The 12,730-nt window shown below is 50.3% G+C and carries 17 protein-coding genes and 2 pseudogenes; 10 read left to right on the top strand and 9 right to left on the bottom strand.

The window, feature by feature from the left end:
• Window positions 1-605: 605 nt before the first annotated feature.
• Window positions 606-1,175, bottom strand: coding sequence for a recombinase family protein (locus tag NMC31_RS25045; protein ID WP_001749988.1), 570 nt, complete (start codon window positions 1,173-1,175; stop codon window positions 606-608).
• A gap of 392 nt (window positions 1,176-1,567) precedes the next feature.
• Window positions 1,568-2,581, bottom strand: a complete 1,014-nt coding sequence (gene intI1 / locus NMC31_RS25050) for a class 1 integron integrase IntI1 (protein ID WP_000845048.1) — start codon at window positions 2,579-2,581, stop codon at window positions 1,568-1,570.
• A gap of 155 nt (window positions 2,582-2,736) precedes the next feature.
• Between intI1 and dfrA14 the strand changes: the two genes are divergently transcribed.
• From dfrA14 to NMC31_RS25080, 4 genes are all read left to right on the top strand, one after another.
• On the top strand, window positions 2,737-3,210 hold the full coding sequence (gene dfrA14 / locus NMC31_RS25055; protein WP_004201280.1) for a trimethoprim-resistant dihydrofolate reductase DfrA14: 474 nt from the start codon (window positions 2,737-2,739) through the stop codon (window positions 3,208-3,210).
• A 220-nt stretch (window positions 3,211-3,430) separates the two neighbouring features.
• Window positions 3,431-3,697, top strand: coding sequence for a plasmid mobilization relaxosome protein MobC (gene mobC / locus NMC31_RS26380; RefSeq protein ID WP_001144737.1), 267 nt, complete (start codon window positions 3,431-3,433; stop codon window positions 3,695-3,697).
• 142 nt (window positions 3,698-3,839) lie between these two features.
• The gene (locus tag NMC31_RS25070) at window positions 3,840-4,604 is read left to right on the top strand and encodes an IS6-like element IS6100 family transposase (protein WP_001389365.1); all 765 of its coding nucleotides are present in this window, start codon (window positions 3,840-3,842) and stop codon (window positions 4,602-4,604) included.
• A gap of 266 nt (window positions 4,605-4,870) precedes the next feature.
• Window positions 4,871-6,079 (top strand): type II restriction endonuclease, encoded by a 1,209-nt coding sequence (locus NMC31_RS25080; RefSeq protein WP_001749969.1) that lies wholly within the window; start codon window positions 4,871-4,873, stop codon window positions 6,077-6,079.
• 33 nt (window positions 6,080-6,112) lie between these two features.
• Here NMC31_RS25080 and NMC31_RS25085 read toward each other — a convergent pair whose 3' ends face one another.
• Entirely contained in the window at window positions 6,113-7,546 is a 1,434-nt protein-coding gene (locus NMC31_RS25085) for a DNA cytosine methyltransferase (protein ID WP_001288432.1), read from the bottom strand.
• A gap of 98 nt (window positions 7,547-7,644) precedes the next feature.
• On the opposite strand from NMC31_RS25085, the pseudogene NMC31_RS25090 reads away from it, so the two are divergent.
• Window positions 7,645-7,917 (top strand): annotated as a pseudogene (locus NMC31_RS25090) (IS1 family transposase); the annotation flags it as partial.
• 10 nt (window positions 7,918-7,927) lie between these two features.
• On the opposite strand, the gene NMC31_RS25095 reads toward NMC31_RS25090, so the two are convergent.
• The 6 genes from NMC31_RS25095 to NMC31_RS25120 are packed head-to-tail and all read right to left on the bottom strand — an operon-like array spanning window position 7,928 to window position 10,159.
• The gene (locus NMC31_RS25095; protein ID WP_001749967.1) at window positions 7,928-8,134 is read right to left on the bottom strand and encodes a hypothetical protein; all 207 of its coding nucleotides are present in this window, start codon (window positions 8,132-8,134) and stop codon (window positions 7,928-7,930) included.
• Window positions 8,135-8,138: 4 nt separating this feature from the next.
• Window positions 8,139-8,786, bottom strand: coding sequence for a restriction endonuclease (locus NMC31_RS25100; RefSeq protein WP_015344958.1), 648 nt, complete (start codon window positions 8,784-8,786; stop codon window positions 8,139-8,141).
• A 49-nt stretch (window positions 8,787-8,835) separates the two neighbouring features.
• The gene (locus NMC31_RS25105; protein WP_001452736.1) at window positions 8,836-9,147 is read right to left on the bottom strand and encodes a hypothetical protein; all 312 of its coding nucleotides are present in this window, start codon (window positions 9,145-9,147) and stop codon (window positions 8,836-8,838) included.
• A gap of 35 nt (window positions 9,148-9,182) precedes the next feature.
• Entirely contained in the window at window positions 9,183-9,497 is a 315-nt protein-coding gene (locus NMC31_RS25110) for a TrbM/KikA/MpfK family conjugal transfer protein (RefSeq protein ID WP_001749965.1), read from the bottom strand.
• Entirely contained in the window at window positions 9,494-9,838 is a 345-nt protein-coding gene (locus NMC31_RS25115) for a hypothetical protein (protein WP_001749964.1), read from the bottom strand. The genes NMC31_RS25110 and NMC31_RS25115 overlap by 4 nt, the downstream gene beginning before the upstream one ends.
• 15 nt (window positions 9,839-9,853) lie before the next feature.
• Window positions 9,854-10,159, bottom strand: coding sequence for an H-NS family nucleoid-associated regulatory protein (locus tag NMC31_RS25120; protein ID WP_000960954.1), 306 nt, complete (start codon window positions 10,157-10,159; stop codon window positions 9,854-9,856).
• 108 nt (window positions 10,160-10,267) lie between these two features.
• Between NMC31_RS25120 and NMC31_RS25125 the strand changes: the two genes are divergently transcribed.
• The 5 genes and pseudogenes from NMC31_RS25125 to NMC31_RS25145 form a co-directional block, all read left to right on the top strand.
• A complete protein-coding gene (locus NMC31_RS25125) occupies window positions 10,268-11,002 on the top strand; it encodes a lytic transglycosylase domain-containing protein (protein WP_001749963.1) in 735 nt (244 codons plus the stop codon).
• Between the two features lie 8 nt (window positions 11,003-11,010).
• Window positions 11,011-11,292, top strand: coding sequence for a transcriptional repressor KorA (gene korA / locus NMC31_RS25130; protein ID WP_000440698.1), 282 nt, complete (start codon window positions 11,011-11,013; stop codon window positions 11,290-11,292).
• 9 nt (window positions 11,293-11,301) lie between these two features.
• On the top strand, window positions 11,302-11,595 hold the full coding sequence (locus NMC31_RS25135; protein ID WP_001749962.1) for a hypothetical protein: 294 nt from the start codon (window positions 11,302-11,304) through the stop codon (window positions 11,593-11,595).
• A gap of 49 nt (window positions 11,596-11,644) precedes the next feature.
• Window positions 11,645-11,962: a VirB3 family type IV secretion system protein gene (locus NMC31_RS25140; RefSeq protein WP_000496058.1), complete on the top strand. Its 318-nt coding sequence runs from the start codon at window positions 11,645-11,647 to the stop codon at window positions 11,960-11,962.
• Window positions 11,962-12,730, top strand: a pseudogene (locus tag NMC31_RS25145) (VirB4 family type IV secretion/conjugal transfer ATPase); the annotation flags it as partial. The gene NMC31_RS25140 and the pseudogene NMC31_RS25145, both read left to right, overlap by 1 nt.

A 12,730-nucleotide genomic window follows, 5' to 3' on the forward strand; every position in this document is an offset into this window, starting at 1 on the left:
GTGGGCGGATTCCCACACGGCACCGGCGCCCGGCAAGGTGGGCGGATTTCCACACGGCACCGGCGCCCGGCAAGGTGGGCGGATTCCCACACGGCACCGGCGCCCGGCAAGGTGGGCGGATTTCCACACAGCACCGGCGCCCGGCAAGGTGGGCGGATTCCCACACGGCACCGGCGCCCGGTAAGGTGGGCGGATTTCCACACGACAGCGGCGCCCGGCAAGATGGGCGGATTCCCATATCGACATGTATGTAGCTTGTGTTATCCGTGGATTGTGCAGCTCAGCGGGTCGCTGGTCGTATGGCGTAGTGTCCCCCGTAACCGGCCGCGTGCGGCCGCTAACTCGCAGTACGGCGCCGCGACCCGAAGGCGGGCCGCCGTTCCCGCGCGCAGGCGCGCGGCGCCCACTGCGCACCCCCGTGGGGGACATACGGCAGCTGTGTGGCGGTGAGCGGGATTAGGGCTTTGCAGGGAGGGGGCTGGGTCGGGCGATACGTTCAGCATTGCGGTTTCCGGCGATTTGCGGCCGGTGCCCGTTTAACTCCGGCGTGGTCGCCTTCCATGCCCTGACGGCATAAGAAAATAAAACCGCCATGCTGCGGTCATTCATGATTTTGTGGTGTAGCGATAAATAGTCATGCGAGAAACGTTGAAGCGCTTAGCAACTGCACCAACTGTCATTTCAGGATCAGCAAGTAAGATTCTAATTTGTTTAACATCTTCTTCAGAAAGTGACGGTTTTCTCCCTCCCACACGGCCCCTTGCGCGTGCAGCTGCAAGGCCTGAGCGCGTTCTTTCAATATTGCGGTTGCGTTCAAAGCTAGAGAATATCGCCATCAGATGAGTATAGATTTCCCCTATAACTGGCGCATTTGTGTCTATTCTGTCCTTGATGGCTATGAAAGTTATTCCGCGTTTCTTCAGGTCGTCGAGTAAAGTAATGACTTGACCCAATGAACCGCCGAGCCGATCTAGTGCCCAAACTACTAGGGTATCTCCCTCGCGCAATGCTTTCAGGCAGTTCTCCAGTTCCGGCGCACCTTTTTTGTCGCGCTTTGGGCCGCTACGTGAGGTCTGATCCTGATAGATTTGCTCACATCCAGCTTTTGTTAGTTCGTCAACCTGGTGCGCCACATCCTGAAGATGCGTAGATTTACGTGCATAGCCGATTTTCATTCTTTTCTCGCTAATTAGTTATGGGGTTATTGTTATGTTGATACAGTAACGAGTTTTGTTACATGAGGGGAGTCATTTTTCGGGAGAAGTCAGGACTTTTCAAGACTGTCACAAAAACCATCGTTTTTGATACATTAATTTAACCAATAGGTTGCAGATCAAATCGCCTGTAACAGCCTTTCTGGCTGTTTGTCGTTTTCAGAAGACGGCTGCACTGAACGTCAGAAGCCGACTGCACTATAGCAGCGGAGGGGTTGGATCCATCAGGCAACGACGGGCTGCTGCCGGCCATCAGCGGACGCAGGGAGGACTTTCCGCAACCGGCCGTTCGATGCGGCACCGATGGCCTTCGCGCAGGGGTAGTGAATCCGCCAGGATTGACTTGCGCTGCCCTACCTCTCACTAGTGAGGGGCGGCAGCGCATCAAGCGGTGAGCGCACTCCGGCACCGCCAACTTTCAGCACATGCGTGTAAATCATCGTCGTAGAGACGTCGGAATGGCCGAGCAGATCCTGCACGGTTCGAATGTCGTAACCGCTGCGGAGCAAGGCCGTCGCGAACGAGTGGCGGAGGGTGTGCGGTGTGGCGGGCTTCGTGATGCCTGCTTGTTCTACGGCACGTTTGAAGGCGCGCTGAAAGGTCTGGTCATACATGTGATGGCGACGCACGACACCGCTCCGTGGATCGGTCGAATGCGTGTGCTGCGCAAAAACCCAGAACCACGGCCAGGAATGCCCGGCGCGCGGATACTTCCGCTCAAGGGCGTCGGGAAGCGCAACGCCGCTGCGGCCCTCGGCCTGGTCCTTCAGCCACCATGCCCGTGCACGCGACAGCTGCTCGCGCAGGCTGGGTGCCAAGCTCTCGGGTAACATCAAGGCCCGATCCTTGGAGCCCTTGCCCTCCCGCACGATGATCGTGCCGTGATCGAAATCCAGATCCTTGACCCGCAGTTGCAAACCCTCACTGATCCGCATGCCCGTTCCATACAGAAGCTGGGCGAACAAACGATGCTCGCCTTCCAGAAAACCGAGGATGCGAACCACTTCATCCGGGGTCAGCACCACCGGCAAGCGCCGCGACGGCCGAGGTCTTCCGATCTCCTGAAGCCAGGGCAGATCCGTGCACAGCACCTTGCCGTAGAAGAACAGCAAGGCCGCCAATGCCTGACGATGCGTGGAGACCGAAACCTTGCGCTCGTTCGCCAGCCAGGACAGAAATGCCTCGACTTCGCTGCTGCCCAAGGTTGCCGGGTGACGCACACCGTGGAAACGGATGAAGGCACGAACCCAGTGGACATAAGCCTGTTCGGTTCGTAAACTGTAATGCAAGTAGCGTATGCGCTCACGCAACTGGTCCAGAACCTTGACCGAACGCAGCGGTGGTAACGGCGCAGTGGCGGTTTTCATGGCTTGTTATGACTGTTTTTTTGTACAGTCTATGCCTCGGGCATCCAAGCAGCAAGCGCGTTACGCCGTGGGTCGATGTTTGATGTTATGGAGCAGCAACGATGTTACGCAGCAGGGCAGTCGCCCTAAAACAAAGTTAACCCAGGATGAGAACCTTGAAAGTATCATTGATGGCTGCGAAAGCGAAAAACGGCGTGATTGGTTGCGGTCCAGACATACCCTGGTCCGCGAAAGGGGAGCAGCTACTTTTTAAAGCATTGACCTACAATCAGTGGCTTCTGGTGGGTCGCAAGACGTTTGAATCTATGGGCGCACTCCCCAATAGGAAATACGCGGTCGTTACCCGCTCAGGTTGGACATCAAATGATGACAATGTAGTTGTATTTCAGTCAATCGAAGAGGCCATGGACAGGCTAGCTGAATTCACCGGTCACGTTATAGTGTCTGGTGGCGGAGAAATTTACCGAGAAACATTACCCATGGCCTCTACGCTCCACTTATCGACGATCGACATCGAGCCAGAGGGGGATGTTTTCTTCCCGAGTATTCCAAATACCTTCGAAGTTGTTTTTGAGCAACACTTTACTTCAAACATTAACTATTGCTATCAAATTTGGAAAAAGGGTTAACAAAGCTATGCAATCGACGGCAAAAAGCTTCGTTCGCTTCGCGCACTACGCCTTTTCCGCGATTGATAGCGACGTTATGTGAATATTGAAATGAGCATTCCAAAGAAAGGAAGTAGAAAAATTATCGTGGGCGAAAATGAGTTTTTGTGGCTCATTAGGTCAAAACTCACATATTCGCAGGACTGTTTAGGTACAGAAATGACTGCGGTCGTTGAACCGGATGCCGGTCCTCACTGATGAAGAAGTGAACACCGTACGGGAATCGTGCCGGCAGCTTGGAGCTATCGGCCGGAACCTCAACCAGGTGGCCAGGGCCTTGAACATCGAGTTCAGGGAAAGTGACAAGCTCAAGCAAGAGGCCATCGAAAAACTGGCCGAACGGATCGACCAGCATTTGGACCATGTGTCTGAGCTGTTCGATAAGACCTGGAGCCGGTGGCACGATTGTCATTTTCAGAAGACGACTGCACCAGTTGATTGGGCGTAATGGCTGTTGTGCAGCCAGCTCCTGACAGTTCAATATCAGAAGTGATCTGCACCAATCTCGACTATGCTCAATACTCGTGTGGGCTCTGTTGCAAAAATCGTGAAGCTTGAGCATGCTTGGCGGAGATTGGACGGACGGAACGATGACGGATTTCAAGTGGCGCCATTTCCAGGGTGATGTGATCCTGTGGGCGGTGCGCTGGTATTGTCGCTATCCGATCAGCTATCGCGACCTTGAGGAAATGCTGGCGGAACGCGGCATTTCGGTCGACCATACGACGATCTATCGCTGGGTCCAGTGCTACGCCCCGGAGATGGAGAAGCGGCTGCGCTGGTTCTGGCGGCGTGGCTTTGATCCGAGCTGGCGCCTGGATGAAACCTACGTCAAGGTGCGGGGCAAGTGGACCTACCTGTACCGGGCAGTCGACAAGCGGGGCGACACGATCGATTTCTACCTGTCGCCGACCCGCAGCGCCAAGGCAGCGAAGCGGTTCCTGGGCAAGGCCCTGCGAGGCCTGAAGCACTGGGAAAAGCCTGCCACGCTCAATACCGACAAAGCGCCGAGCTATGGTGCAGCGATCACCGAATTGAAGCGCGAAGGAAAGCTGGACCGGGAGACGGCCCACCGGCAGGTGAAGTATCTCAATAACGTGATCGAGGCCGATCACGGAAAGCTCAAGATACTGATCAAGCCGGTGCGCGGTTTCAAATCGATCCCCACGGCCTATGCCACGATCAAGGGATTCGAAGTCATGCGAGCCCTGCGCAAAGGACAGGCTCGCCCCTGGTGCCTGCAGCCCGGCATCAGGGGCGAGGTGCGCCTTGTGGAGAGAGCTTTTGGCATTGGGCCCTCGGCGCTGACGGAGGCCATGGGCATGCTCAACCACCATTTCGCAGCAGCCGCCTGATCGGCGCAGAGCGACAGCCTACCTCTGACTGCCGCCAATCTTTGCAACAGAGCCTCCGTCGCCATGCTCACCTCGCTTTGGTGCACACGAGTATTGAGCATAGTCGAGATTGGTGCAGATCACTTCTGATATTGAACTGTCAGGAGCTGGCTGCACAACAGCCATTACGCCCAATCAACTGGTGCAGTCGTCTTCTGAAAATGACACTGTTTGTATATAATCATGAAAAAATGGTGAGTAGAGTTTCAGGGTAACAGGGGATGCTTATGTCGGTTTTCCACAACTGGCTACTTGAGATCGCATGTGAGAATTACTTCGTCTACATCAAACGCCTTTCCGCCAACGATACCGGCGCAACAGGTGGTCACCAGGTAGGGCTTTATATCCCTTCAGGTATCGTTGAAAAACTCTTTCCGTCTATCAACCATACCCGTGAACTGAACCCTTCGGTTTTTCTCACCGCACATGTGTCATCGCATGATTGCCCTGACAGCGAAGCCAGGGCAATTTATTATAACAGCCGTCATTTTGGTAAAACCCGGAATGAAAAAAGGATTACCCGCTGGGGTAGAGGCAGCCCACTTCAGGATCCTGAAAATACAGGGGCTCTGACGCTCCTGGCTTTCAAGCTTGATGAGCAAGGGGGGGACTGTAAGGAAGTAAATATTTGGGTATGCGCCAGCACTGATGAAGAGGACGTCATTGAGACCGCTATTGGTGAAGTTATACCCGGAGCGCTTATATCCGGCCCCGCAGGACAGATTCTAGGCGGACTATCTCTACAGCAAGCGCCAGTAAATCATAAATATATTCTACCTGAAGACTGGCACCTGCGCTTTCCGTCGGGAAGTGAAATTATTCAGTATGCAGCCAGCCATTATGTGAAAAATTCCCTTGATCCGGATGAGCAACTTCTTGACCGCCGGCGCGTGGAGTACGACATATTTCTATTGGTTGAGGAACTGCATGTTCTGGATATCATCCGGAAAGGATTTGGCTCTGTGGATGAATTTATTGCGCTGGCCAATTCTGTCAGCAATCGCCGTAAATCCAGAGCCGGGAAGTCGCTGGAACTGCACCTGGAGCATCTATTCATTGAGCACGGCCTGCGACACTTTGCGACGCAGGCCATCACAGAAGGTAATAAAAAACCCGATTTCCTTTTCCCTTCCGCAGGGGCTTACCACGATACTGAGTTTCCCGTAGAAAATCTGCGCATGCTGGCAGTCAAGACTACCTGTAAGGATCGCTGGCGTCAGATACTGAATGAGGCCGATAAAATTCATCAGGTGCATCTGTTTACACTCCAGGAGGGAGTTTCTCTGGCTCAATATCGGGAGATGCGGGAGTCGGGTGTCAGATTGGTCGTGCCATCATCTCTGCACAAAAAATACCCGGAGGCGGTGAGAGCTGAGCTAATGACGCTAGGTGCGTTTATTGCTGAGCTGACAGGGCTTTACGCAGATATTCCATAGATTATCTCCCGGCATAAATACCGGGAGGAGCGATCAGATTCGTTCAACCTTGCACGAATCGGCATTAACCGCTTTCAGGATATAAGGTTCAAGCAGTTTGGCTACGGCTTCAAACACGGGCACCACTACGGAGTTACCGAACTGCCTGTACGACTGAGTGTCTGACACAGGAATGCGAAAAGGCCTGCCATCTACTTTTTCAAAACCCATAAGGCGCGCGCACTCTCGCGGAGTCAGCCTGCGGGGCCGATGCGCCTGATTTTCTTCGTTCGCGAAGTCTGTTTCACCTGTGGCCATATCCCAGCCACGGTCTATCAGAATTTCAGACCCGTCTTTGTGATAGCGAGCAGAAAGCGTACGGGCAATGCTTTCTTTATTTTCAGGATTAACGAGGCCAAAACCGAATCCGTTACCCTTAGCTGCGTGCTTTTTGGCGTAGTTATAGAGATACTCCCAGAGTTTCGGCGTCAGTATATATTTGCTGTCAACCACGGGTTCCAGCAGTTCGCCAAATGACGGACGCTGTTCCGGATAAAAACGACTAATATCGCGCAGGGTAAAGCCCTGGTGAATGTTCAGATCACGGCGGAAACCGACCAAAACGATACGTTCTCGGTGCTGAGGTAAAAAGTGCTTTCCGTCGATAACTTTAGGATCGTTTTTGCCCATCTCAGCTGCATCCGCAACTTCATAGCCCAGTTCGTCGAGGGTATCCATGATGACTTTAAAGGTTTTACCCTTGTCATGGCTCTTCAGGTTTTTAACGTTTTCAAGAACAAAGATGGCAGGTTTTTTTGCGCGGATAATACGCGCCACATCGAAGAAAAGCGTTCCCTGAGCCTCACATTCGAAACCATGCGCGCGCCCGAGCGAGTTTTTCTTGCTTACGCCCGCAAGGCTAAACGGTTGACAGGGGAAACCTGCTAGAAGTACATCATGATCCGGCACATGCTCATTAATGTAAGCATAGGCATCGTTTTCAGGTACTTCAGGTTTATCACTGAGCGTGACTTCACGAATATCGAGATTGAAAGTGTGTTCCTGAGCATCGTTAAACCAGTTAGCTTTATATGTGCGCACAGCCTCTTTATTCCATTCACTGGTAAAAACGCACTGGCCACCGATGGTTTCGAAGCCCTTCCGTATACCTCCAATCCCAGCAAACAGGTCAATAAACCGGAAGGCATAGTCAGGGTGATGTGCAGGCGCTTCCGGAAGCATTTTTCGTAGAAGTTCCTCTTCGGCTAACGTCAGCGTCTTAGGTGAGCACTTACCATTAATCCAGCGATTAAGAGTCTCGCGACTCCACTCATTTTTACCAACTTTTCTAAGCAGTTCAGCCACGTACTTCTGGTCATAGATTTCCAGCACCTGCCCGAGCAGCTTTTTATCATTTTCCTGTCGCAGTTGTTCTTCCGCTTCTGCTTTCTCAAGCAGATCCTGCGCCAGTAATTCAAATTCAGACATATTGCCTCCATTGGGTCTTATGGGTGAAACTGTATCACTCATTTGACCCAGATTGAATGTTTTTATCTGGATATTTAAACAGGTTTATTGTTAGGTAACGCACGTTGGCCACGCTGGAGCGTCTTCTGGGCCTGCTGTCGGCCTTTGACGTGGTGATATGGATGACGGATGGCTGGCCGCTGTATGAATCCCGCCTGAAGGGAAAGCTGCACGTAATCAGCAAGCGATATACGCAGCGAATTGAGCGGCATAACCTGAATCTGAGGCAGCACCTGGCACGGCTGGGACGGAAGTCGCTGTCGTTCTCAAAATCGGTGGAGCTGCATGACAAAGTCATCGGGCATTATCTGAACATAAAACACTATCAATAAGTTGGAGTCATTACCGGTTCTCTTTGTCTTTTAGTGATTCTATAAACCTCATTACGTCTGAATATAAAAATCTATTATTTGATTTATGTGGCTCATGAGGTTGTGGGATGGTCTTGTTTTTGAATGTGCCAGTTTTCTTAATGGCAAAGATTAACTCACCTTCTGTTATTCCTAACATTTCAGCAAATGTTTTTGCTTCTATAGTTACTGACTTCATTTAATTAACTCTCATGGTATCGATTTTCTTTACCGGCATCTTTAACAATGGTGCTCGTTTCTAGTGTTGCTGCGGTACGCTTCATCATCGTCTGCGGGGCGGTTGCGATAGTGAAGGAGCTGCCGGGCGTGAGCAAATCTATCAGGCGCTGGCCGCTGATAATCTCCATCCGTTCACTGGCAATACTGACAGATTTTGAACCTGCGCCGGTTTTCCCGGTATGGCAAAACAGACCGCGACAGTTATGACGTTTAAGCAACTTCTCGAACTCCTGTACGTGCTGTAAAGCAATATGGCCGCGATAGCGTTTAGCCTGAATAAGATAGCGATATTTTCCTATTATTACCTGGCCGTCAATGCCTCCATCGCCGGTATAGCGTTTGTTTCTGATGGTTCTGAAGCCATGCGCTTCAAATCCTTCCAGCAACAGTTCTTCAAACACAAAAGGATCAATTTTCCTCAGGTAGTTAATTTTTTGTGGGAAGCCCGGCAACGTCTTTATGCGCTCCAGCACCCGCCGCGCACTTTGCTGCTTCCTTTTGTGTCGCCTGTGCCGTACTGAACGCCGGAAGAATACAACGGCAAGCAGTGCGATGGCGCTGCAAGCCCATAGAATAAGGTTTTCTGTAGTGGGGAAGGGGATCATGGTCATAGTGGGCTTTCTGAGGGTAAAGAAAAGGGCGGTTAAACCGCCCTGGTGTTTAGCGACGGCTGTATACCTGCCACGAAGCGCTGCCTGACTGATTCTGGCAAATCCGCCCGTAAAGTACGGTGCCGGTCGAGTAGCGGGCGCCATTCAGATAGCAATAGCCGCTGGATTGCAGCAGTTCGTTGCGCAGCTTTTCTTCCTGCTTTGATAGCCGGGACTCCGCAGACTGCAAACGAACGGATAATTCGTTAATCTGGCGTTGCTGGTTATTCAGCTGGCTCTGCATCGCATTACCTTTATCCTGGCTGACGCAACCAGTTAAGAGAGCTGTACAGGCTAATGCACTTAATATTATTTTTTTCACGTTGGCTCCTTAAATTGAGATTATTCCTAGTTCGCCTATAAGCGAACTTTCCCGTATTTACTTATGATCTGGCTTATCATCGACTGGTTACTTCCACCTTCGCCATTATCCGGGCATTCATTAAGAAAAGCCTTCCTGGCATCCTTCGTGTGGTTGGGTAAAAAGCCGTGCTTGTTCTTTTTAACGATATTGAAGAAAGCAGCTTCAGCACTGTTACACTCGCTTCCGCCGCTATCGCCGGTGAGCTTGCCCGCCATGCACATAATAACTTTGCAGGGATCTTCAGCATGGCTGGCAGGAATATAAAGCAGACTACCAGCTGCTATCAGAGGTATTAAGAGTTTCTTCATTGTTTTGTCCTTAACAGTTTGTTCAGATATACACTCGCCAGAATGTTGATAACGGTAAGCAATATTAATAATAACGCTGCGTTATAAATAGATTTGTAACCTATATCGCCTGCAATATATTCGACAACAAAAACGAAAATCGTTAAAATTGTGTAAAACTTGATTAACTTTCCTGTAATTTTCTTAACAATATAAGCAACTGAATAAGAGCCGGATTTGATGATGCTGGCGAGTAACCTGATCGCATGGACACGAAATTTTCTAAAAATGGGCGGAATGGAAGATGCCTTTTTCTTCCTTCTGCTTTTTTGCCTTTCCGCAAAATCAATAAGTTCGCCCATTTTTATACCCTCCGGTTATATCTTCAGATCATCAAGTGATAAACCACTATCAAGCAGCTCTTTGAGCCATGTGGGTCGGCGGCCAGTCCCGGACCAGGTATTTTCTGCGTTCCTGGGGTCGCGGTATTTTGCTGGTCTATGTTCTCTGGGGTTGGCTACGCCCTGCATCTTCATGGCTTCCAGGCTAATGCCAGCGTCCAATTTTGCAGTTAGCCAGGCCGGGCGCTTCCCTATACCAGTCCACGTATTAAAAGGGTTATCCGGGTCACGATACACGGGTTCGCCTTTTGGTCGTTTTTCTGATTTCAGGGGAACCAGCATCACCTTCCTTCCTTCAGCGGTTTTCTTTTCGTTTCTTCTTGACACGATCTCATTAGCCCTTATCATAAACAAAAGTCGTCGAAATTACAATTACGCGGTGAAACATAAATGAGTAAACATCCAAAACTCCTGGTTCTCGCTCTGGCCTGCCTTGCTTGTGCTGGCCGTGCCAGTGCTGCGCCTGCCTCCGATGAAGTTGCCAGGCTTGCGCAGAGATGTGCGCCTGATGTTTCACCCTTAACGATGGCGTACATCGTCGGCCATGAGTCCTCAAATGGGCCGTACAGGATCAATATTAACGGTAGTATTCAGTTAAAACAGCAACCGCGTACTGAAGCTGAGGCCGTCAGCGTTGCGAAAGTTCTGCTGAAGGATAATAAAAGTTTTGATATGGGCCTTGCACAAATTAACTCAAATAATTTAGTGGGCCTGGGTCTTTCGGTTGACGATATTTTCAAACCCTGCATCAACCTGCGGGCGAGCCAGACCATCCTTAAAGCCTGTTATGATAGCGCCCTGAAATCCTACCCAGCCGGGCAGGTTGCGCTGAGACACGCGCTTTCCTGCTACAACACCGGCTCACTCACAAACGGGATTTCTAACGGGTATGTCACGAAAGTTATCAACGTGGCGCGTCAATCAACTGATTTGAAAATCCCTACGCTGCTACCTGACGGCCAGACCAGTGAGGACAGCACCGCGACTGAGCCTCAGCAGGCAAAAAGTACGGCGCCGCAGTATGACGGTGAACAAGATGTTTTTGGTTCGGGTGATGGCGATGCCTTCAGCCGAAATAATACGGATGCCTTTTTAACCAGACAGGAAACAGCGAAGGGGGAATGAGGTTATGGATGGAACGTTTGTACCTTGTATTGCAATCACAGATCCTGGAGCTATTTGAAGCAGGAAAAGTGAAGGAGGTAACGATAGAACGGGTTTCATTAAAGAAGTGGTATCCCGTTTTTCAGATAGACGATGAACAGCTGGGCCAGATCGCATGTTCCATTAGGGTTAACAAAGAGCATGAGCTACGAACCTGGGCTGATTTAAGGCTACTGGCAGAGTTTTTGAAAGATAAGTGTGGCGTTGAAGAATGCCGGTTAAATCTGCAATCAACAGAAGATAGTGAGTAAGGAGAAAGTATGACCACGTTGTTTAAGAAGTATGGCCCTGCGGTAGTTATGGGCGTTTTGTCCATTGCCCTGCCGCAAATTGCGCTGGCCGCTGGCACCGATACTGGTGAATCAACCGCTACATCAATCCAGACGTGGTTGAGCACATGGATTCCAATTGGTTGTGCTATTGCGATCATGGTTAGTTGCTTTATGTGGATGCTTCACGTAATCCCAGCCAGCTTTATTCCTCGTATCGTAATCTCGCTGATTGGTATTGGTTCTGCATCATTTCTGGTTTCCCTGACGGGCGTAGGAAGCTGAACAACGCGAAAAGGGGGGACTTTTGTCCCCCAAAGTGAGGACTACAAAGATGTTCGTTGACGGGAAAAGACCGCTTTTCAAAGGTGCGACTCGCTTACCTCGCGCGCTGGGTGTACCACGTAATGTAGCTATGATGATATTCATGATTTCTGCCTCGCTTTTTATGATTATTCATATGTGGGCGATTCTGGTGTTCGTCTTTTTGTGGATTCCTTCAGCTGCATTAACAAAATATGACGACCGCATGTTTCGAATTATGGGCCTGTGGTTGAAAACCAAATTCAGTAATTGGTTTGATTCTCCGTTTAAGCAGTGGGGAGGATCGTCTTATTCCTCTGTTGACTACAAACGTAAGGGTTTAAAATAATGAGAGCTGCCACCGCTACGAAGCCAAAAAAAATTGATGCCTACCGTAAGGAGCCATCAGTAAATAAAAAGTATTTGCCCTATTCTTATCACCTCAATGATTACGTGATTTCGATGGAAAACGGCGATCTGATGGCTTTTTTCAAGCTGGATGGCCGCACACATGACTGCGCATCAGATCGGGAACTGGTCACCTGGCATAAAGACCTTAATACGCTGGTCAAGAGCTTCGGAACAGACCATGTAGAGCTGTGGACGCATGAATATCACCATGAGGCTAAAGAGTACCCGGATGGTGAGTATGACCATTTTTTCCCTGCTTATGTTGATCAATATAACCGTAAGCTGCACGGTGATTCCAAGCAGCTGATTAATGACCTTTATCTGACCGTTATTTACAAACAGGTAGGGGATAAAACACAGAAGTTTCTGGCGAAATTTGAAAAGCCGACTCGTGACGAAATTCAGCAAATGCAGAATGAGGCGCTTGAAGGTCTGGAAGATATTTCTGAACAAATCCTGGAAGCAATGAAGCCGTATGGCATTCAGCAGTTGGGTATCTATTATCGTGACAAACGCGGTGTTGAAATTCCTGCGCCTGATAAAAAAGAACGTGAAGAACTTGCTGAAGTCGATGAATCAGACATTTTTGACGAAGCCATTGTTATCGAACGCAACGAGCCTGAACCTTCGCAGGCTCACGCTTATTCAAAAGCGCTGGAGTTCCTTTATTTCCTCGCAAATATGGAATGGGCCATCGTGCCTGTTT

The sequence above is a fragment of the Pseudocitrobacter vendiensis genome (assembly GCF_943590815.1).
In the GTDB taxonomy this organism is placed as follows: Bacteria; Pseudomonadota; Gammaproteobacteria; order Enterobacterales; family Enterobacteriaceae; genus Pseudocitrobacter; species Pseudocitrobacter vendiensis.